At 61.5% G+C, this 19,257-nt stretch carries 19 protein-coding genes; 9 read left to right on the forward strand and 10 right to left on the reverse strand.

Annotated elements, in window-relative coordinates:
- Window positions 1-3: 3 nt before the first annotated feature.
- Window positions 4-165 (forward strand): DUF2986 domain-containing protein, encoded by a 162-nt coding sequence (locus tag M2497_RS22145; RefSeq protein ID WP_248483225.1) that lies wholly within the window; start codon window positions 4-6, stop codon window positions 163-165.
- A gap of 1 nt (window position 166) precedes the next feature.
- Here the strand turns inward: M2497_RS22145 and M2497_RS22150 are convergent, their stop codons facing one another.
- Complete coding sequence (locus M2497_RS22150) at window positions 167-1,378, reverse strand: YeeE/YedE family protein (RefSeq protein ID WP_248483226.1); 1,212 nt, start codon at window positions 1,376-1,378, stop codon at window positions 167-169.
- 123 nt (window positions 1,379-1,501) lie between these two features.
- Between M2497_RS22150 and M2497_RS22155 the strand changes: the two genes are divergently transcribed.
- The gene (locus M2497_RS22155) at window positions 1,502-1,681 is read left to right on the forward strand and encodes a DUF1289 domain-containing protein (protein WP_058425670.1); all 180 of its coding nucleotides are present in this window, start codon (window positions 1,502-1,504) and stop codon (window positions 1,679-1,681) included.
- 186 nt (window positions 1,682-1,867) lie between these two features.
- Here M2497_RS22155 and M2497_RS22160 read toward each other — a convergent pair whose 3' ends face one another.
- The gene (locus M2497_RS22160) at window positions 1,868-2,662 is read right to left on the reverse strand and encodes a DNA/RNA non-specific endonuclease (protein ID WP_248483228.1); all 795 of its coding nucleotides are present in this window, start codon (window positions 2,660-2,662) and stop codon (window positions 1,868-1,870) included.
- 94 nt (window positions 2,663-2,756) lie between these two features.
- Window positions 2,757-3,974, reverse strand: a complete 1,218-nt coding sequence (locus tag M2497_RS22165; protein ID WP_248483230.1) for an MFS transporter — start codon at window positions 3,972-3,974, stop codon at window positions 2,757-2,759.
- Between the two features lie 122 nt (window positions 3,975-4,096).
- Between M2497_RS22165 and M2497_RS22170 the strand changes: the two genes are divergently transcribed.
- Window positions 4,097-4,801, forward strand: a complete 705-nt coding sequence (locus M2497_RS22170; RefSeq protein WP_248483232.1) for a TetR/AcrR family transcriptional regulator — start codon at window positions 4,097-4,099, stop codon at window positions 4,799-4,801.
- On the opposite strand, the gene M2497_RS22175 is transcribed toward M2497_RS22170, so the two are convergent.
- Entirely contained in the window at window positions 4,704-5,627 is a 924-nt protein-coding gene (locus M2497_RS22175; RefSeq protein ID WP_248483233.1) for a LysR family transcriptional regulator, read from the reverse strand. The two genes, M2497_RS22170 and M2497_RS22175, sit on opposite strands and share 98 nt — an antisense overlap.
- Window positions 5,628-5,636: 9 nt before the next feature.
- A complete protein-coding gene (locus M2497_RS22180; RefSeq protein ID WP_248483235.1) occupies window positions 5,637-6,533 on the reverse strand; it encodes a LysR family transcriptional regulator in 897 nt (298 codons plus the stop codon).
- A gap of 122 nt (window positions 6,534-6,655) precedes the next feature.
- Here M2497_RS22180 and M2497_RS22185 point away from each other — a divergent pair, with 122 nt between their 5' ends.
- The 4 genes from M2497_RS22185 (at window position 6,656) to M2497_RS22200 (ending at window position 10,876) form a co-directional block, all read left to right on the forward strand.
- Window positions 6,656-7,321 carry an RraA family protein gene (locus tag M2497_RS22185; RefSeq protein ID WP_058425676.1) on the forward strand — a complete coding sequence of 222 codons (666 nt, stop codon included), beginning with the start codon at window positions 6,656-6,658 and terminating at the stop codon, window positions 7,319-7,321.
- The gene (locus M2497_RS22190) at window positions 7,318-8,523 is read left to right on the forward strand and encodes a pyridoxal phosphate-dependent aminotransferase (RefSeq protein ID WP_248483237.1); all 1,206 of its coding nucleotides are present in this window, start codon (window positions 7,318-7,320) and stop codon (window positions 8,521-8,523) included. The genes M2497_RS22185 and M2497_RS22190 overlap by 4 nt, the downstream gene beginning before the upstream one ends.
- A gap of 95 nt (window positions 8,524-8,618) precedes the next feature.
- Window positions 8,619-9,884: a cation:dicarboxylase symporter family transporter gene (locus tag M2497_RS22195; protein ID WP_248483239.1), complete on the forward strand. Its 1,266-nt coding sequence runs from the start codon at window positions 8,619-8,621 to the stop codon at window positions 9,882-9,884.
- Between the two features lie 158 nt (window positions 9,885-10,042).
- Window positions 10,043-10,876, forward strand: a complete 834-nt coding sequence (locus M2497_RS22200) for a DUF3800 domain-containing protein (RefSeq protein ID WP_282579061.1) — start codon at window positions 10,043-10,045, stop codon at window positions 10,874-10,876.
- 50 nt (window positions 10,877-10,926) lie between these two features.
- Here M2497_RS22200 and M2497_RS22205 read toward each other — a convergent pair whose 3' ends face one another.
- The 3 genes from M2497_RS22205 to M2497_RS22215 form a co-directional block, all read right to left on the reverse strand.
- Window positions 10,927-11,385, reverse strand: coding sequence for an Hsp20 family protein (locus M2497_RS22205; protein WP_248483243.1), 459 nt, complete (start codon window positions 11,383-11,385; stop codon window positions 10,927-10,929).
- Between the two features lie 115 nt (window positions 11,386-11,500).
- Window positions 11,501-12,952, reverse strand: a complete 1,452-nt coding sequence (locus tag M2497_RS22210) for an amino acid racemase (RefSeq protein WP_248483245.1) — start codon at window positions 12,950-12,952, stop codon at window positions 11,501-11,503.
- The gene (locus M2497_RS22215) at window positions 12,949-14,211 is read right to left on the reverse strand and encodes a dicarboxylate/amino acid:cation symporter (RefSeq protein WP_248483247.1); all 1,263 of its coding nucleotides are present in this window, start codon (window positions 14,209-14,211) and stop codon (window positions 12,949-12,951) included. The genes M2497_RS22210 and M2497_RS22215 overlap by 4 nt, the downstream gene beginning before the upstream one ends.
- A gap of 173 nt (window positions 14,212-14,384) precedes the next feature.
- Here M2497_RS22215 and M2497_RS22220 point away from each other — a divergent pair, with 173 nt between their 5' ends.
- Window positions 14,385-15,287: a LysR substrate-binding domain-containing protein gene (locus M2497_RS22220; protein WP_179028352.1), complete on the forward strand. Its 903-nt coding sequence runs from the start codon at window positions 14,385-14,387 to the stop codon at window positions 15,285-15,287.
- Window positions 15,288-15,289: 2 nt separating this feature from the next.
- Here M2497_RS22220 and M2497_RS22225 read toward each other — a convergent pair whose 3' ends face one another.
- On the reverse strand, window positions 15,290-16,195 hold the full coding sequence (locus M2497_RS22225; protein ID WP_248483249.1) for a LysR family transcriptional regulator: 906 nt from the start codon (window positions 16,193-16,195) through the stop codon (window positions 15,290-15,292).
- A gap of 72 nt (window positions 16,196-16,267) precedes the next feature.
- Window positions 16,268-17,449 carry an OprD family outer membrane porin gene (locus tag M2497_RS22230; protein WP_248483251.1) on the reverse strand — a complete coding sequence of 394 codons (1,182 nt, stop codon included), beginning with the start codon at window positions 17,447-17,449 and terminating at the stop codon, window positions 16,268-16,270.
- 349 nt (window positions 17,450-17,798) lie between these two features.
- Here M2497_RS22230 and M2497_RS22235 point away from each other — a divergent pair, with 349 nt between their 5' ends.
- Entirely contained in the window at window positions 17,799-19,220 is a 1,422-nt protein-coding gene (locus M2497_RS22235) for a Na+/H+ antiporter NhaC family protein (RefSeq protein WP_248483252.1), read from the forward strand.
- The last annotated feature ends 37 nt before the right edge of the window (window positions 19,221-19,257 follow it).

The following is a 19,257-nucleotide window of genomic DNA, read 5'->3' on the forward strand; positions in this document are numbered from 1 at the left end:
CACATGAACCGCCAGAAAAAACTCCAGCAGCTCTTCAAGGAAAAAGCCAGGAAGGCCAACGCCAAGTTGGCGCCGAAGAAGAAGGACAAGTACATCAGCAAGGCAGACCGGGAAAAGCTCGCGGCCGAAGCCGCTCTGGACCCAAGCCTTTCCCCGGAAAGCTGACTCAGCAACCGCTCAACGCGACCTGCCGCCGCTCGCCCGCAAAGAAAAATGGCCGCAGCCGCACGCCCACGCTGTTGCCGATAAACGCCGCCACCAGCCACACCCAGCCATGCAGGCTGCCCGAGGCGATGCCACTGAAGTACGCGCCGATGTTGCAGCCGTACGCCAGGCGCGAGCCGTAGCCGAGCAGCAGGCCACCGATCACCGCCGCCACCAGCGAGCGCGCCGGAATCTTCAGGCTGGGGGCGAAACGCCCGGCCAGGCCGGCGGCCAGCAGCGCACCGAGGACGATGCCGATGTCCATCACGCTGGTGATGTCTTCCCACACCGGCGCGGCCAGGGCTTTGGCGTTGCCCGGCATCTGCCAGAACGCCCAACTGACCACGTCCACCCCCAGGCCGCTGGCGACTTTAGCGCCCCACAGCGCGAATGCAGAGGTGATGCCCCAGGGCCGTCCCGCCAACGCCAGGGTGGCGTAGTTGAGCAGGGCCAGGCCGATGGCGCCCCACACCAATGGCCATGGCCCACGCAGGAAGCGGCGCACGCCTTGGTGTTCGCTTTTCACGCCCTCTTCCAACTGACCATGACGGCCCTTCTCCAGGCGTATGGTCACCAGCGCGATGATCGCGAACGCCACCAGGCTCAAGCCCAATGCCGGCACCACGCCAAAGCTCTTGACGATGGACACCGCCGGGAACGCCGGCAGCGCAAACCACCAGTCAACATGGTGCGTGGCGATCAACGAACCACAGATAAAGAACAGCAAGGTGACTAGCATGCGCGCATTACCGCCGCCCACGGTGAACAGCGTGCCCGATGCGCAACCGCCGCCCAGCTGCATGCCGATACCGAAGATAAACGCCCCGAACACCACCGACACTCCGACCGGCGCCACCAGCCCGGTCACCGGCTGCCCGAACAGCGTGCCCGCCCCCAACGCCGGGAAGAACAGCAGCACCGCCAGCGCCAGCATCACCATCTGCGCGCGCAAGCCGGCGCCACGCCGATCATTGATGAACACGCGCCAGGCCGAGGTGAAGCCGAAGGCGGCGTGGTAGAGGGTCAAGCCCAGTGCGGCGCCGACCACCAGCAACAGCACCTGGCGCGAGCCAACGCTGTTTTGCAGGAACAGGGCGCCCAGCACCAGGATGATAAAGGCCACCATCGGCGCGACGGGCTTGCGCGCGGGGGTAAGAGGCAGTGAGGTACTCATGGGGAATCTCGGTCTGTTTGAATGGAGTAGGCTGCGAGGGTGGCGAGTATAACCTTGTGTGTAGATAATCCTGGGAGGCGTGTGGCCTGACGGCGCCCCTTTCCTCCATCAGCCGGTGACCCCGTGGCCAAAGACATCGAGAACCCTTGCGTTTCCCTCTGCCAGCTCAGCGGCGACCTGTGTGTCAGTTGCGGACGCACCAAGGATGACATCCGCAAGTGGAAACGCATGAAACGCCCGGAGAAGATGGCCGCCGTACAGCGTGCGACACAGCGCCTCAAGGCGTTGAAGAAAGCCAGGTGAGGCCGTTCATGCATCTGTGGTGAGAGCGCGTCTGTGGTGAGCGGGCTTGCCCCGCGTTGGAGTGCGCAGCGCTCCTTTTTTTTTGGGGCCGCTACGCAGCCCAACGCGGGGCAAGCCCGCTCGCCACAAAATAAGCCCGCTCACCACAGAGGCCCGCTCACCACAATTGGCCCGCAAGATCGCGGATCAACCCCGCCCCACCGACCCCGACACCGGAAGATCCCCCAGCAACTTGAGCCCGGTGCTCTTCACAAACGTCGCGTAGTCCATCGGTTTCTGGAGACGCGTCTCGGCATTGGGCAGCACATAGGCCCAGGCACGTTTGCTGGAGGCGTCGTACACCAGCTTGAACAACCGCGTCGGCACCCAGACCTTGTTGTCGCCGATGGTGCCGTAGCCCGGGTCGAACAGCGGGCCTGTGAACACATATACATCGCCGCCGGCGCGCACGGCAAACTTGCGTACGTCGGCCTCGACCTTGCTCCAGATCTTGCGGTTGTTGGTGGGGTCCTGGGGCACCATGTTCGACAGCGCGAACGACTGCGCCATGGCATTGGCATTCGGTGCATCGGCGGCCGGGGATTGATGCCCACGGTCCACCGCCGGGTGCTGGGCGCGGTAGTCGCTCAACTCGGCGCGACCGGCTTTGGGGATAAGCGGATCGGCATAGAACTGGTTGGTGCGTTCCTCGCCCTTGGCGTCTTTCAGCAAGGCGGCATTCAGGCGTTCGACCACCACCAGCGGGGTCTTGCTGGTTTGCGAGTAGAGCACCGCAAAATGGTCGGAACACAGTGCCAGGGGTTTCATCGCGGCCGGCACCGTGGCGGGGTTGATCGGTGCGGCGGGGAACAGGTCGGCACAGCTGTCGAAGGACAGTTGTTTTTCCTGTTTGGAGTAGAGGTCCGGCAGGCTGCGGGCGTTGGCCCCACAAGACAGCAAAACAAAGGCGGTCAGCCCAACGGCAATTTTGCGTAGGTACATGCATTAAATCTTCGAAAAGGAGTGAAGCGGCTGGCTCCGGCGTGCGGAGCCAAGTGGATGATATTGCGAGGATTATTGACTAGCAGATGTGAGATTAGTGCCCGACTGCTGTAGGTTTTCCCGCAGCCCGCGCGCCTGGTTTGAAACCATGGGCATGGGCGCCCCAGGCAATCGCCAGCGACACGCCGATCAACAGCAGCATCGCCCACGGAAACGAGGCCACGCCCCAGGTCTCCAGCAGCACCCCACCGACCACGCCGCTGCCGGCAATCGCACTGTTCCAGGCCACCACATTCAGTGACAGCGCCACGTCGGCGCCATCGCCCGCCGCATCGGCCAGGGCGGTTTGCAGCAGGGTCGCGGCGCCACCGAAACTCAGGCCCCACACCGCTACACCGATATAGACCACTTCCGGCCGGTTGCCGAAAAGGCCCAGCCCCAGCGCGACGATCGCGAACACCGCCAGGCTGACGAGTACGGTCTTGCGCAATAACAGCTCAACGAGCCTGGCCGTGAGCCAGATCCCCGCCAACGCGGCCACCCCGAACACCAACAACACCAGGTCAACCCGCTCTGCCAACCCCGCAGGCGCCACGAACGGTGCGATGTAGGTGTACAGAATGTTGTGCGCCAGCATCCAACTGATCACCACCGCCAGCACCGGCCGTACGCCCGGCGTGGTCAGCACCTGGCCCAGTGACACACGTTGATGGGCGGGCTGGGGCGCATAGTCCGGGACTTTCACCAGCACCCACGCAATCAACACCAGACTCACTGCCGACATCAGGCCAAACGTGGTGCGCCATCCCACCAACCCACCCAGCCAGGTGCCGAGCGGTACACCCAATGACAGCGCAATCGGCGTACCCACCATCGCCAACGCCAACGCCCTGCCCTGCTGATGCGGCGCGACCATGCGCCGGGCGTAACCAGCCAGCAAGCTCCAGGCCAGACCGGCCGCTACGCCGGCGAAGAAACGCGCTACCAGGGTCACGCCATAGTGGGACGACAGCGCGGTGATGGAGTTGAACAGCAGAAAGCCGACGATGGTCAGCAACAACACATTGCGCCGGCGCCAGCCACGGGTCGCGATGGTCATGGGGATCACTGCCAGCACCGAGCCCAAGGCATACGCGGTGACCATCTGCCCGGCCATCGACGGGGATATCGCCAGGCCGTCGCTGATCAGCGGCAACAGGCCGGCGGGCAGGGTTTCGGTAACGATGCAGATGAAGCCGGTCATGGCCAGGGCGAGCAAGGCGCCGATGGGCAGGCGGTCGGATGACGCCGATAAAGTGAGTGAGGGTGTCACGGAGAACTCCTTGAGCGAGACTTAAATACTGATCGATACAAATGTTGCGGCCGAGCACGGCTCGTTGTCAACGACTTATGTATCGACTAGTATTTATCTCGCTTCCCCACCGGAGATCCGCCATGGCACAGATGGGCCGCCCCCGCACTTTCGACCGCGACCACGCCGTAGACCAGGCCCTGCAATTGTTCTGGCAGCATGGCTACGACGCCACCTCCCTGGCCAATCTCAAGGCTGGCCTGGGCGGCGGTATCTCCGCGCCGAGTTTTTATGCCGCGTTCGGTTCCAAAGAAGCCTTGTTCGACGAATGCGTGCAGCGTTACCTGGCGACCTACGCGCAGGTCACCGAATGCCTGTGGGATGAAAGCCTGTCACCGCGTCAGGCGGTTGAAACGGCGCTGCGCCGATCGGCACGCATGCAGTGTGAAGACGGGCACCCCAAGGGCTGCATGGTGGCACTGGGTGTGATGAGTGCACCGAGCCCGGAGAATGCGCGGGTGGCGAATGGGTTGACGCAATCACGGCTGCGCACCCGCGCGGGAATTGTGGCCTGTGTGGAGCGCGCAATACGTGCCGGGCAATTGCCAGGCACGATTGACCCGGCGGTGATGGCGACGGTATTCGACAGTTTCCTGCAAGGCGTTTCGATCCTTGCGCGCGACAACGTGCCCCACGCCAGCATTGACGCGGCGATCAGCCAACTGCTGCTGACCTGGGACATTGCCGCGTCTACGACACCGCCCATTCGTCCCGACACTGCATCAGGAAATCCACAAACGCCCGCACCCGATGCGGCATATAGCGCCCATGGGGATACAGCAGGGTAAACGGCCGTGAACGCCCGCCAAACGGCTGCAGGACTTCCACCGGGCTGCCGTCAGCCAAGTCCTGCTCGACGATAAACTTGTAGGTCTGGAACAACCCCGCCCCATGCCTGGTCAGGGTCACCCCACCCAGCACATCGTCGGAGCAGCTGTACCCCGCCTCCCCCGCATACTCCTGCGCCTTGCCGTCCACCTGGAACAGCCAGGCGATGCGCCGGCCATTGCTGGGCAGTTCGTACTGGATGCATTCATGGGTGGGCAGGTCTTCCAGCGTCTGTGGGATGCCGGCGCGTTTGAGATAGGACGGTGCCGCGACCACCACCAACTCGGCCTCTTCCAGCAGGCGCGCAATCAGCGATGAGTCTGGCTGGGCGCGCACACGGACCGCCAGGTCGTAGCCTTCGGCGACGAAGTCGATGTTGCGATTGCTGATGTGGATATCCACCGTCACCTGCGGGTACAACGCACGAAACCTGGGCAGCAGCGGCAGCAGACGATGATGGGCGTAGGTGGTGGGAATGCTGATGCGCAACAGGCCCGATGGCACGGCTTGCGCGCCCATCACTTCCTGCTGGGCTTCCACCAGCTGGGCCAGGGCCTGGCGGCATTGCTCGAAGAAAGTCCAGCCGCTGTCGGTGAGGCGGATGCTGCGCGTGGTGCGCACAAACAGCCGCGCGCCCAGGCGCTCTTCCAGGCGTGAAATGCTGCGGCTCACGGCCGCCGGCGTGACACCGGCAACCTGCGCGGCGGCGGTGAAGCTGTTGGCTTCGGCGGCGAGGCAGAATAGTTCGATACTGCCCAGCTGCACATCTTCGAAATGGCGCTTCATGGTCGCTCCCTAAAACAACAGCCGCGAGAAATTGCAGCACGCCTGTGCCAGTTGCGCCACCTCTTGATTCAGCCCGTATTGGCGGTCCACCCGGTGCAACGCCACATACTGGATATCCGGCAGCGCCGGCTGGGTCACCAGCGCACGCAGGGTGCCTTGCTCGATCAGGTGGGACAGGCAGGCCACGGGCAGGTAGCTCACGCCGATCCCCGACAACGCCAACCCGGCCTGCACCAACAGGTTGTGGCTGGTGAGGGTGCGCGGCATCTGCACATGGTTGGCCGCCAGCCAGCGCTCGTAGATCATCCCGGTCCCCGACTGTGAACCTTGGGTGAGCACGGTGTAGCTGGCCAGAGTCTCCAGGCTGATGGGGTCGACATCCGGGATCAGGTCAGGGGCGCACATCCAGGCGTTTTCCACGCATTGCAGCGGCGTACTGTGAAAACGCGGGTCGCTGTAGACGTCAGGCACGATGACCAAATCCAACTGGTCGCTTTCCAGTTTGCGGAACAGCTCGCTGCTGAGCTCCACCGACGGTTCGATCTGCACCTTGGGGTACATCTGACGCAGCGCTTCGACCAACGCCGGCAGCCAAGTGAGTGCGGTGAGTTCGGTGACGCCCAAGCGAAACCGGCGCACCAGCACCTCACGGGCACTGACCCGTTCCAGCAATTGGTCGCGGCTGTTGAGCAGGTCACGCGCGTAGTCCAGCAGCTCGCCCCCCTTCTCCGTCAGCCGGGCGTTACGTTTGCTGCGGTCGAAAATCTCCACGCCGAAGGTGTCTTCCAACTCCTGGATACGCTTGGAGATGGCCGACTGCGACATGTTCAGCTTGTTGGCCGCCGCTTCGAAGCTGCCCAGTTCGGCGATCCAGTACAACGCGTCGATTTGCTTGAACGTGATCATGGCAGGCCAATCATGAGAAAAAGCGATGCTAACATATCATAAAATATCGCTAAAACTCTCCGATCATCACTCCTAAGATCTGGCCATAGCCCGTCGCTATCCAACGATTCTGGAGATTTGCCATGTCCTTGCCCGGTTCACGCATCCTTCCCAACGCCCCCATGGCCTCAATCGAACTGGTCGAGGCGTTCGCCCAGGTGGTCACCCCGCACATCAGCGACAACCTTGGCCGGCATATCGGCGCGCGCGGCCTGACGCGCTACAACCGCAGCGGCAAACTGGTGGGCACGGCGATCACGGTGAAGACCCGTCCCGGTGACAACCTGCTGATCTACAAAGCCCTGAGCCTGCTGCAACCCGGCCATGTATTGGTGGTGGACGGCCAGGGTGATACCAACAATGCGGTGATCGGCGAACTGGTCAAGCTCTACGCCCAGCAACGCGGCTGTGTGGGGTTTGTGATCGACGGCGCGATCCGTGATGTCGCCAGCTTCGATGACACGCCCTGCTACGCCCGCGCCGTGGTGCACACCGGGCCCTACAAGACCGGACCCGGTGAAGTGAACGTGCCGGTATCCATCGGCGGTATGCTGGTCAACCCCGGCGACCTGGTGGTGGGGGATGAAGACGGCCTGGTCGCGTTCTCCCAGGCCGACGCCGCCGAAGTGCTGCGCCGCGCCGCGCACCATGCCGACCATGAAGAGGCCGTCAAAGCCGAGATCGCCAGCGGTGCCGTGCGCCAGAGCTGGATCGACAAGGTACTGGACAACGCAGGGCTGGCGTCATGAGGCACTGGTTGTCTGATCGCGTCCTGGGCATCGCGCCCTCCCCCAGCATCGCCGCCAACGCACTGGTGACCGAGTTGCGCGCCCAGGGCCGCGATATCGTCAACTTCACCGTCGGCGAGCCGGACTTCGACACCCCGGCGCATATCCTCGCAGCCGCAAGCCAGGCGATGCACAGCGGCGACACGCACTACACGCCCACCACCGGCACCCTCGCCCTGCGCCAGGCCATCTGCCTCAAGCTGCAGCGGGACAACGACCTGGCCTACGGCCTGGATGAAGTGGTGGCCGGTTGCGGCGGCAAGCACATCATCTATCACGCATTGGCCGCCACGCTGAACCGCGGTGATGAAGTCATCGTGCACACGCCGTATTGGGTGTCGTACCCGGACATCGCCCGGCTCAATGATGCAACACCGGTGATCATCCCCGGTGATGAACGCCTGGGTTTCAAGCTGTCGCCCGACGCCTTGGACCAGGCGATTACCCCGCAGACCAAATGGGTGATCCTCAACAGCCCGAACAACCCCAGCGGCGCGGTCTACAGTGAGGCCGAGCTGCTGGCGCTGGCCCACGTGCTGCGGCGTCATCCACACGTGCTGGTCATGGCCGACGAAATCTATGAGCACTTCGTCTACGGTGAAGCCCGGCACGTGCCGCTGACGCGCCTGGCGCCCGACCTCAAGTCGCGCACGCTGATCGTCAACGGGGCCTCAAAAGGCTACGCCATGACCGGCTGGCGCCTGGGGTTTGGCGCAGGTCCCGCCTGGCTGATTGCAGCGATCGCCAAGCTGCTGTCGCAAACCACCACCTGCCCCAGCTCGTTGAGCCAGGCGGCTGCTGTCGCCGCGTTTGCCGGAGACCAGGCACCCATCGCCGCCATGCGCGAGGAATACCAGCAACGCCGCACACGCATGTTGGCTTTGCTCGCGGACATCCCCGGTTTGAGCTGTACCCCACCAGACGGCGCGTTCTACGTGTTCGCCAATGTGAGCGGGCTGATGGGCAAAGTCACACCGCAAGGCGGTCGCCTCGACAGCGACAGCCAACTGGTGGACTACCTGCTGCGTGACTACGGCCTGGCCACAGTCAGCGGTGCGGCGTACGGCATGTCGCCCTATGTACGCCTGTCCTTCGCAAGCTCGCTAGAAGTGATCGAAGAAGGTTGCCGACGTCTCAAGGACGCGTGCCACGACCTGCGCTGACCCGCCCTGCTGCACCCGGCGGCCAACGGACGGCCGCTGTTTTGACTGCCTAGAACAACAACTTAAAAATCATTGATCGCAAATGAGGCATTCCCATGCACACGCCCCGTATCGCGCTGGTCTGGCAAATCATGATCGGCTTGCTGGCCGGCATCGCCATTGGTGCCCTGTTGCACCGCTTTCCCGAATCCCGGCCGTGGCTGGTGGACAATCTCCTGCAACCGGCGGGCGATATTTTTATCAAGCTGATGAAAATGATCGTGGTGCCCATCGTGTTTGCCTGCATGGTGGTGGGCATTGCCGGGCACGGCGACGGTAAATCCCTGGGCCGTATCGGGGTACGTTCCCTAGGCTATTTCTTTTGCATCACTACCCTGGCAATCATCGTCGGGCTGGTGCTGGGCAATCTGCTCAAGCCGGGCGCCGGTACGGAGTTGTCGAGCCTGCACGCGGCAAACATCACCCTGCCCACCAGCAACGGCGGTGGGCATAGCCTGGGGCAGATCGTCGTCGGCATCATCCCGGATAATGTGATCAGCGCCATGGCCCAGGGCAGCTTGTTGTCGGTGCTGTTTTTCGCGGTGATGTTCGGCCTGGGCGTCGCGCGCTTGCCCGCCGAGCGCAAGGACCCGGTGGTCGCACTGCTGCGCGGCGTGTCTGACGCGATGTTCAAGGTCACGTCGATGATCATGGCCTACTCGCCCATCGGCGTGTTCGGCATGATCGCCGTGACCGTGGCCAACTTCGGTTTTGGTTCGCTGTTGCCGTTGGCCAAGCTGATCATGGTCAGTTACGTGTCCATCGCGTTCTTTGTACTGGTGGTGCTCAACCTGGTGGCGCGGCTGTGCGGGATCAATCTGTTTGCCTTGATGCGGCATATCAAGGATGAGCTGATATTGGCGTTCTCCACCGCGAGTTCGGCGTCGGTCATGCCGCAATTGATGAAGAAGCTGGAGACCTACGGGGTGCCGCCGTCGCTGGTGAGCTTTGTGGTGCCGGTGGGCTACTCGTTCAACCTCGACGGCGCCTCGCTGTTCCTTGGCATCGGCACGCTCTTCGTGGCGCAGTTGTATGGCATCGATTTGAACCTGGGGGATCAGGCGCTGCTGGTGGTGACCATGGTGCTCACGTCCAAGGGCGCCGCAGGCGTGCCGGGGTTCATGTTCGTGATTCTCTCGGCAACGCTCGCCAGTGCCGGGTTGCCATTGGAGGGGATTGCGTTTATTGCCGGGGTGTATCGCTTGATGGAAATGCCGACCACCGCACTGAATGTGTTGGGCAACGCGCTGGCGCCGTTGGTGATTGCGAAGTGGGAGGGCCGGGAGGTGCCAGGGGCTCACCAAAGAGCACCTACGCGGTAAGTTTCCTGATGATGTGTAGGACTTGCCTGATTCCGCCGGCTCGGCTGGAACCTGCCGCTTTTTTTCGCTAGATTCCTCCCCAACGCATATGGGCAACCATGTGCCCACCTTCCGAGGCCCGTTGCGAGAAATCGCACGGGCTTTCGTGTTTCTCATGGATGGGGAAATCGAATTTGGTGCAGTACATTGCTTATCTGGATGAGTTTGGGCACGTGGGCCAATATGTCTCGCGAAAACACCCGATGTACAAGACCAGCCCTGTATTCGGGTTAGGCGGCATGCTGATTCCCGCCGAAGAGGTGCGCGAGTTCGCAATCTATTTCTACAAGCTCAAATGCCAGTTACTCGCCTGGGACCTGAAACACAAAAACCCTCATCACTTGCCTGCCTATCAATGGGAAAAGAAAGGCTCTGCACTTTTTACTGTGGGTAATGTGCGCAAATATCCGGAGCTGCGAAGATCCTCATGTCGTTTGCTGAGTCATATCCAGAAAATTGGCGGACACGTTTTCTACACGGGTGAGCACAAATCTATCGAGCCCAGGGAACACGACTCGACCGAGACCTTCAAGCGGACGCTGTTACAGTCAATCCGCAAGATTGATCGCTTCTGTACGTTGAACAATGCCTCGTTCATCGTTCTGCTGGATGAGCAGAAAGCAGGCAATGAATGGCGCGAACGAAACGTAGAAGCCTGTACCCTGGCGATGTTTGAAGATCCAGCAGAAAAATGCCGCACACTGATAGAGCCTCCGCTTCAAGGTGAGAGCTATCTGTTTCAAACGTTGCAATGTGCTGACTGGCTGTGCGGATTGATTGGTCGGCTGACGACGTTTGCTGTCGCTCCTGAGGAGTTCGAAGACTGGCAACTTTTCGATATGTATTTTGCGGCACGCATGGCTGACGTGACCCTGCCGAGCAATGGTCTGGACGGTAAAAAAACGGCCAAAGCCAAAGAGCAATTCGCTCAATTAACAGCAAATGACTGTTAATCATTGGGCCAAATAAAGGCGCTCCTGAGAGCGCCTTTATTCAGTTCAACTCACTGCTCGCCGATGGATTTCACATCCGCCTTGGCAGCGCCACCAATCGCAATGCGTTTTGGCTTGGCTTCCTCCGGTACCACCCTGAGCAGGTCGATGCTCAGCAGGCCATTGGCAAGCTGCGCGCCCTGCACTTCGATGTGGTCGACCAGGCGGAACGACAAGCGGAACGCGCGCTGGGCGATGCCCTGGTGCAGGTAGGTGATGCCCTCATCGTGTTCGCGCTTGCCGCCGGCGACGGTCAACACGCCTTTTTCCACCTGGATTTCCAGGTCATCCTCCACCAGGCCTGCGGCCGCAATCACGATCCGATAATGATCGTCACCGTGCTTTTCGACGTTGTGCGGTGGGTAGGTGGTGCCGGCCTCGCTGCGAAGCGCCGATTCGAAAAGGTCGTTGAAACGGTCAAAGCCGACGGAGTGACGGAACAGTGGGGCCAACGAAAGAGTAGTAGCCATTGCAAAATCTCCTGAGGTTTCTCCAAGTGATTTGATACGCGACCCGCATTCGGCATCGCGTAAAACCTAAGTAGGTTCGGGCTGAAAATTTTCAAGCGGCCCCCACAAAATTTTTTTATCCGATGTGACGAGCTCCGGACGAAAGGCTGACACACCGGCGCGCCAGGACCGTCGTGGGGTCAACCAGGGCGACCCGGTGGGCACCGATCTCGAACACCTCACAATGCGCCAGCACCAACGGTAACTCGGTACACCCGAGAATCAACACCTTCGCCCCCTGCTCACACAAATGCTCCGCCGCCAGCAGCAACTGCTCGCGGCACACGCCCTCGGTAAACCCCGCCTTGATCCCCCGTTCGCCGTAGATCGCCTCCATCACCAGCGCCTGGTAATCAAAGCCCGGCGTGATGAGTTGCAAGCCGCAGCGCCGCGCGGCCTGGTGGTAGACCTGGCTTTGCAGGGTGCCGGACGTCGCCAGCAAGCCCACGGCCTGGCCGCTGCCGTGGGTGTGCACGATCCACTCCACCGTCTCGCTGAGCATGTTGACGATCGGCACCCGCAGGTGCGCCTGGATGCGTTCGACAAACGCATGGGCGGTGTTGCACGGAATCGCGATGGCCTGGGCGCCGGCGCTTTCCAGGCGTTTGCAGGTGGCGTACAGGGCCAGGGTCGGGTCGGTTTCATCACGCAGCAGGTTGGCGGTGCGGTCGGGGATCTGCGGGTTTTGCTCCACCACCATCTTGATATGGTCCTGATCCCTGCCGGCCGGAGTATGGGCGACCACCTTGCCCATGAAATCCACGGTGGCCGCCGGGCCGACGCCGCCGACGATGCCCAGTTTGAACGGCGGCTGACGCGCCGGGCCATCGGCCTGGGTGGCGAACTCGGCGTAGATCTGGTTGATGTCGAGGGCGCTGATGCCGCGCCGTTGCAGGTCGCCGCAGACCAGCGACAACTCGGTCATGCCCGGCACAATCACCGTGGCACCCTGCCCTTGCAGCGACAGGCACGCCTGGTACACCGACTCCAGCGGCACGCCATCGAGGTGGCCGTCCTTGATGCCGTTGACGCCGTACATCGCCTCCATCAAGGCGGCCTGGGCGTGGTTCTCCGGGTAGACCAGGTTGAAGTGCTGGCCGAGGTGCCGTTCAAACAAGCCGCCGTGGCGCACGAAGTCCGATGCGATCACGCCCAGGATGGTGCCGGGCGCGACGTGGCGGGTGATGTGCCGGACCAGCGCCTGCATCATGTCCAGCACCGGAATGCCCAGTTCCTGCTGGATTTCAGCGCGAAAGGTCTGGCTGGCGAAACACGGTAGCAGCACCGCATCCACCCCGGTGTTTTCAAAGGTCTTGCACACCTGGAACACATAGAACTTGCGCGCGGTCATGCTCGCGTTACGGTCCAGGGGCAGCAACACATCCTTGAACGGATGCTGCTCAAACAGGAAGTGATAGCGGCCCTGGTCCTCCAGCACGGCACGGGACTTGACCAGCTTGTAGAACAGATCGCCGCCCGCCAGCGAACCGAGCCCGCCGACGATGCCCAGCCGGGAGGTGGGGTTCATGCGTGCGCACCCTGCGGCAGTTCAGCGGGGTCTTCCGCGCTTTCGGATTTGGCTACCACCGCCGTGGCGATGCTGTTGCCCACCACGTTGGTGGCGGTGCGCGCCATGTCGAGGAACTGGTCGATACCGATGATTAGCAACAGACCCGCCTCGGGCAGATTGAACATCGGCAAGGTCGCCGCCACCACCACGACCGACGCCCGTGCCACCCCTGCCATGCCCTTGCTGGTGATCATCAGCGTCAGCAAAATCAGCAGTTGCTGGGTGAAACTGAGGTCGATGTTGTAGGCCTGGGCGATGAACATGATGGCGAACGCCTGGTACATCATCGAACCGTCGAGGTTGAAGGAATAACCCAGCGGCAACACAAAACTGGAGACCCGCTTGGGCGCGCCGAACTTCTCCAGGGCCTCCATGGTTTTGGGGTAGGCCGACTCGCTGCTGGCCGTGGAAAACGCCAGCAGGATCGGCTCGCGGATCAACTTGCCGAGGGTGAACACCGAGCGACCGAGAAACAGATAGCCGGCGGCGAACAACAACACCCAGAGCAAGGCGATCCCCAGGTAGAACTCGGCAATCAGCTTGGCGTAATCGGCCAGCAGGCCCAGGCCGTTGGTGGTGATCGCCGAGGCAATCGCGGCGAACACACCGAGCGGCGCGAAGGCCATCACGTAGTCGGTGATCTTGAACATGACCTTGGCCAGTTCGTCCACGGTGTCGGTGATGCGTGTGTAGCCGGCGCGCTTGACGCCCGCCAGGGCGAAGCCGAAGAACAGCGAAAACACCACGATCTGCAGGATCTCGTTGTTGGCCATTGCCTCGGCAATGCTGCGCGGGAATACGTGGCTGATGAAGGTCTTGAGGCTGAAGTCGCCGGTGTTGACCGGCACCGCTGCCGTCGCATGTTGCACCACCTGCATGTTCAGCCCGGCGCCCGGTTGGAACAGGTTGACCAGAGCCATGCCAAGCATCAGCGAGACCAGCGACGCCGTGACGAACCACAGCATCGCACGCAAGCCGATGCGCCCTACCGAGCGCGAACTGCCCATGCTCGCGATGCCGCCCACCAGGGTGGCGAACACCAGTGGCGCAATGATCATCTTGATCATGCGCAGGAAAATATCGGTGACCAGCGAAAAGTATCCGGCCAGCTCCTTGGCGGCCTGCTCGCTCCCTGCATAGTGGTGACACGCCCAACCCACCAGCACGCCCAAGGCGATGCCGACTGCAATTCGACGGGGAAGTTTGTTCTTCTTCACAGGTGCGGCCCTCAGATGGCTTTTGTTGTATGAAGCGGATTCTAGGGACGCGCCCCGGCGGCCATGATGAGTAATCCGGCTAACCCCATGCGCTTTTGGAATAGTTTTCGAAAAGCCCAGCCCCGGCGGCGCACGGCGGCATACACTCAGGGCTCATCGCCTGGAAAACCGACATGCAGATCAAATGGTTGGACGACCTCTTGGCCATCGCCGAGTGGAAGAACTTCTCCCGCGCCGCCGAAGTGCGTTGCGTGACGCAATCGGCGTTGTCGCGGCGTATTCGCTCACTGGAGGAATGGGTGGGCGTCGAACTGGTCGACCGTGGCACCTACCCGGTGCAACTGACCGCCGCAGGCGCCGCCTTCTGCAGCGAAAGCCGCGACGCCCTCGCCGGCCTGATGCGCCTGCGCGCCAGCCTGCGCGAAGTGGAACGCATGCCGGGGCGCTCGATCCAGGTGACCGCCGCGCACAGCCTGTCGATGACCTTCCTGCCCAAGTGGCTGACGCAGTTCCAGCGCCAGACCGAGCAGTTCAATGCACGGGTGGTGGCGGCGAATATTCATGACGCGGTGATTGCGCTGGAAGAAGGCAGTTGCGACCTGATGATCGTCTACCACCATCCCCTGGCGCCGATCCTGCTGGACGCGCAACGCTTCGGCAGCCTGGCCTTGGGGCATGATGCGTTTATCCCGTTGTGCGCACCAGACAAACGCGGCCGACCGCTGTATCGCCTGCCGGGGAGCACGGGGAAGCCTGTGCCGCATCTGGCTTACACCGCCACCACGTTCCTGGGCCGCGTCGCAGAAATCGTGATCAAGAACGGCCCTGCGCCCGCCGTGCTGGAGCGCTGCTACGAAGCCGACATGGCCATGCTTTTGATGCGCATGGCCATTGAAGGGTATGGGGTGGCGTGGTTGCCGCAGAGCGCGGTGGTGGATGAGTTGGAGCGTGGGCTGCTGGTGCGTGCGGGTGGCGAGGAATGGAGTACGCGGTTGGAGATTCGCTCGTACTGCGCGATTGAAAACCAGAACCCGACGATGAGGAAGTTGTGGCGCACGCTCGAAGGGTTGCGCTGACGTTAATGCACCTGCGGCATCGCCATTCGCAAACGCTGGGCCAGTAAATCGGAGAACGCTTGCGCCAGGGCCGTACGGGGGACATCACTGCGAAAAACCAGGCCGAATGAGTACGGCAAAACCGGTAGAAAAGGCCGCGTCACGATCGGCAAGTCCAAGAAATCATTGGCCAGCAATTCATTGATGATCGACACGCCGATGCCCTCGGCGACGAACGCGCAGGCGGCACCTGCCGAATGCACTTCCATACGAACGTTGGGAAGAATGGACGCCTGCCGAAACACCTGGTCAAGCTCCGTGCGCAGGTTGCGCTGGCGGCCCAGCAGCACCAACGGCACACCGCGCAAATCACTCACCTGGATAACGCGCCTTGCGCACAGCGCGTGCGCTTGGGGAAGCACGCACACGCCTTGCACCTGCAACACCGGCACCACGTCGAAGCCCGGCAATTCGGTGGGCAGACGCACAAAGGCAAAATCGACGCTGCGGTCCAGCACCGCACGCTCAAGCGCATCGTAGGAGCCAGTGACCAGTTCGATCACAAGGTCATCGCGGCCCTGCATGAATTCGGCCACCACACGGGGCAACCATTGGTGGGTCATGCTGGTGGGCACCGCCACGCGCAGCAGCGCCCGGCCTGCGTGACCCAGGCGCAGATCGTCGGCCATGCGCTGGACGCGTTGCATGTTGTCGACCAGCCCCGACACCTCCGGCAAAAACGCCTCGGCCTCGGAGGTCGGCGTCAGCCTGCCCTTCCTGCGCAGGAACAAGGCAAAGCCCAGTGACTCCTCGAGCTGGCTGAGCAAACGGCTGATGGCCGACTGGGACAAGCCCATGCGCGTGGCGGCATCGATGGTCGAACCGGTCGACATGATGGCCTGGAAAGCTTGCAGTTGTTTGAGATTCACGCTCGGGCTCCAAGCAGACACGACTGGGCGCAGTTTCCGCTGGCGACACCTGCGGCGTCCAGCCTTACAGCCCTACCAGAGCTTGATGTCGTAGGTCAGGTACAGGCGGTTGTAGTCCCAACTGGTGAGCACATTGGAGCGGTACGCCGTGTTGCGAAATTCTGCCCCCAAGCCTTTGAACGTGCCGTCCTGGATCACGTACTTGAGGCTGGTATCCAGCTCGTGCTCATCGGCCGGTTTGCCGGAATACTTGGCGTCGAAACCTTTGTAGTAGCGGACCATGAAACTCAAGCCCGGGATCGCCAGGGCGGAAAAGTCATAGTCGTAGCGCAGCATCCAGGTTTTCTCATCCTCCAGGATGAATTTGCTCACCCCCGGACTGGTAAAGGACGTGGTGGCCGCACCATTCAAATACGGCAATGCGGCGTCACCGGACAACTGCTGATAGCCACCGCCGAACGTGTGCCCGCCGAGTCGATAACTCAAGGAGCCGCTGAACATGTCGGCGTCCGCAGCACCGTTATAGGCCGCCCCCGTTTCAAGACTGTTGTAATAACGTACGTCCGTCGTCAAGTGACCCGGCCCGACAGCTACTTTATGCACAACCCCGAAAAAGTGCTGGCGATAGAAGTTTTCAAGTTCACCGTAGTAATAAGACAGACTGATGGTTTTATTCAGTGCATACGTACCACCCGCAAAATAAAAATCACCGTGCTTCGGGCCTTTGTAACCGCTCGGTATCAGATCGACGTTATCGCTGGAGTTACGCAACTTTGATTGATCCAGTCGCCCACCTTGCACAAATAGATGTTCGATACCGGTGTATTCAAACTGCGTGCCTTGGAACGTCTGTGGCAGCAAACGCCCATCGTTGTAACTGACCACCGGGTTCTTGGGCAACAACGTGCCCGTCTTCACCACGACATCGGCGAAACGCAGCTTGCCGGTCACGCCGAGGCTGGAAAAATCACGCGCGGCGCGGCCATCATCCTGCACTGGCAACAGGCCTGTACCGGCGTGTGCAGGGCTGGAGTCAAGCCTCAGCCCCAGCAGGCCCAGGGTGTCGAGGCCAAACCCGACGGTCCCGGGGGTGAATCCGGAACGCATCGTCAGCAACAACCCCTGTGCCCATTCGACACGGTCGTTGCCGCCGCTGCGGTTGTCATGATTGAAAGCGTAATTACGCAACGCAAGGTGGCCGGTGGAATCCTCGAGGAAACCTTCGGCGCGCACGCTTGATATACCAGGCACCATTAAGCTGGCGCACAAAAGCCCGCCGGTCGTTATAAACGCACGCATATTAAAGCCCTCAGCTGTGTTTTATTTTTTGTGGCAGAGAGTAAGAAAAGTTGCTTGACCAAGTATTTCCTGGCCGATGCTCCTGAGTGTTAATGACCGAAACGAGTAAACAACGCTATCGAATTAAAACAGGGGCGACAAGCTTATGACAAACGCGCATCAGGCTATGACAAATAACCCGACGACACCTTGAAACGCATAGCCCAATACGCGTCCGTCATAACATTGTGAGGTATTTATGATTGCCCTACTGTGCCGTTGTAGCCGTTGGCTATCCCCATAAAAAAAAGATGAGAGCACCGCTATGTCATCCACTGCGCCAACAGTCACCGACACCGCGCCACCCAAAAACACCCGCCAACTCAACCCGGCAATCATCTTGCTGAGCATTGTGTTCCTGGCCATGGTGCTGACTTATGTGGTGCGCTCCGGCCAGTTTGAACGCCAAGACGTCCGTGTGATTCCCGGGACCTATCAGGTACTGGAAAAAGACACCTCGCTCAGCCAACTCTTCGCCCTGCCGCCGCGCTCGGCGAATAAAACCGTGGCACAACCGGTATCGCTGGCCGAGACCTTTCTGGCCATTCCCCTGGCCATCGAGAAACGCGCCGGGCTGATTTTCATGGTGCTGTTCATCGGTGGCATGTTTGCCGTGCTGAACAAGACCGGCACCATCGATGCCGGCCTGGACCGGCTGCTCGGCGCCACCAAAGGCAATGTCTACATCCTGGTGCCAACCCTGATGCTCGCATTGTCGGCAGGCAGCACCTTCATGGGGCTGGCGAAGGAATACATCATGTTCGTGCCGGTGATGGTGGCCATGGCAAACCGTCTGGGCCTGCCCAACATCGTTGGCTTGGCGATCGTCGCGCTGGCGGTCAAGACGGGGTACATGGGCTCGATTTCCAACCCCATCGCGCTGTCTGTCGCACAACCCCTGGTCGGGCTGCCGGTGTTCAGCGGGCTGAGCATGCGCATCGTCGCGTACTTCATTTTTGTCACGCTGGCCGTCGGCTACATCCTGTTCTACATCCGCCGGAGCGGCTTCGATACCTCGGCCACGTTTTCCCATTCGGGCAAAAAACTCTCCGCGCGGCATACCCTGAGCCTGATCACACTGGGGGTGGGCGTCGGCTTCCTGGTGTACGCCTCCAACACCTGGCACTGGAAGTACCCCGAGCTGTCCTCGTATTACCTGGCGCTGACCATCGTATTCGCCGCCATCGCAGGCATGAGCCCGAGCACCACGGCAAGCACCTTTGTCGAAGGCATGAACAAGATGCTCATGGCCGGCGTGCTGATTGCACTGGCCACGGCCGTGGAGTCGATCCTCGCCAGCGGCCAGGTGCTGGACACCATCGTCCACGGGCTGTCGCAGATCATCGGCCAGCACGGCCAACTGCCTGCGGCGTTCGGTATGTTCTTCGCGCAGATGAGCCTGGATGTGGTGATTCCGTCCACCAGCGGGCAGGCTGCGGTGACGATGCCGATCTTCGGTCCACTGGGCCAACTGGCCGGCGTGAGCCCGCAGACCACGGTGTATGCCTTCTTGCTGGGCAACGGCTTGACCAACATGATCACGCCCACTTCCAGCGGCCTGCTGGTACTGCTTGCTGCTGCCAATGTGGGCTGGGTGCAGTGGGCGCGGTTTGTGCTGCCGCTGTTCCTGATCTGCACGGCGGTGGCGTTGCTCCTGCTCGCCTGCGCCGCCCTCACCGGCTATTGAATTCGACTGACCAAGGCTTTGTCATGACCCTCCCTGC

The organism is Pseudomonas sp. CYM-20-01, assembly GCF_023169845.1.
Lineage (GTDB): Bacteria > Pseudomonadota > Gammaproteobacteria > Pseudomonadales > Pseudomonadaceae > Aquipseudomonas > Aquipseudomonas azotoformans.

Excerpts from the sequence above, each read along its gene's own strand:
- M2497_RS22145 (WP_248483225.1), top strand. The coding sequence starts at position 4 with ATGAACCGCCAGAAAAAACTCCAGCAGCTCTTCAAGGAAAAAGCCAGG.
- M2497_RS22150 (WP_248483226.1), bottom strand. The coding sequence starts at position 1,378 with ATGAGTACCTCACTGCCTCTTACCCCCGCGCGCAAGCCCGTCGCGCCG.
- M2497_RS22160 (WP_248483228.1), bottom strand. The coding sequence starts at position 2,662 with ATGTACCTACGCAAAATTGCCGTTGGGCTGACCGCCTTTGTTTTGCTG.
- M2497_RS22170 (WP_248483232.1), top strand. The coding sequence starts at position 4,097 with ATGGCACAGATGGGCCGCCCCCGCACTTTCGACCGCGACCACGCCGTA.
- M2497_RS22175 (WP_248483233.1), bottom strand. The coding sequence starts at position 5,627 with ATGAAGCGCCATTTCGAAGATGTGCAGCTGGGCAGTATCGAACTATTC.
- M2497_RS22180 (WP_248483235.1), bottom strand. The coding sequence starts at position 6,533 with ATGATCACGTTCAAGCAAATCGACGCGTTGTACTGGATCGCCGAACTG.
- M2497_RS22185 (WP_058425676.1), top strand. The coding sequence starts at position 6,656 with ATGTCCTTGCCCGGTTCACGCATCCTTCCCAACGCCCCCATGGCCTCA.
- M2497_RS22190 (WP_248483237.1), top strand. The coding sequence starts at position 7,318 with ATGAGGCACTGGTTGTCTGATCGCGTCCTGGGCATCGCGCCCTCCCCC.
- M2497_RS22195 (WP_248483239.1), top strand. The coding sequence starts at position 8,619 with ATGCACACGCCCCGTATCGCGCTGGTCTGGCAAATCATGATCGGCTTG.
- M2497_RS22200 (WP_282579061.1), top strand. The coding sequence starts at position 10,043 with ATGGGGAAATCGAATTTGGTGCAGTACATTGCTTATCTGGATGAGTTT.
- M2497_RS22205 (WP_248483243.1), bottom strand. The coding sequence starts at position 11,385 with ATGGCTACTACTCTTTCGTTGGCCCCACTGTTCCGTCACTCCGTCGGC.
- M2497_RS22210 (WP_248483245.1), bottom strand. The coding sequence starts at position 12,952 with ATGAACCCCACCTCCCGGCTGGGCATCGTCGGCGGGCTCGGTTCGCTG.
- M2497_RS22220 (WP_179028352.1), top strand. The coding sequence starts at position 14,385 with ATGCAGATCAAATGGTTGGACGACCTCTTGGCCATCGCCGAGTGGAAG.
- M2497_RS22230 (WP_248483251.1), bottom strand. The coding sequence starts at position 17,449 with ATGGTGCCTGGTATATCAAGCGTGCGCGCCGAAGGTTTCCTCGAGGAT.
- M2497_RS22235 (WP_248483252.1), top strand. The coding sequence starts at position 17,799 with ATGTCATCCACTGCGCCAACAGTCACCGACACCGCGCCACCCAAAAAC.